At 71.4% G+C, this 276-nt stretch carries 1 protein-coding gene; it reads left to right on the plus strand.

Annotated features, from left to right (window positions below; all coding sequences use genetic code 11):
* Window positions 1–276: contractile injection system protein, VgrG/Pvc8 family (locus GM672_RS28025; RefSeq protein WP_211517468.1), on the plus strand; the 276-nt coding region annotated here is incomplete at both ends.

Raw genomic sequence — 276 nt, forward strand, 5'->3', positions numbered from 1 at the left:
CGCGAAAGCGACCTGGAATTCTTCACGCGCCTGCTGGCCTCGGAAGGCCTGAACTGGCGCTTCGAACACGACCAGCCGCAGGGGGAAGACCCCGACAGCCCGGACGGCCAGGCGCGCCACAAGCTCGTCATCTTCGACAGCGCCGCGCGGGCCCCGGCCACGCCCGGCGGCGAGGAACTGCGCTTCCACGGCGTGCGCGCCACCGACACGGACGACGCCATCGACAGCTTCAGCGCGAAGCGCCGCGTGCAGGCCAACGCCGTGACGATCGCCAGC

Source organism: Pseudoduganella buxea, from assembly GCF_009720835.1.
Lineage (GTDB): Bacteria > Pseudomonadota > Gammaproteobacteria > Burkholderiales > Burkholderiaceae_D > Rugamonas > Rugamonas buxea.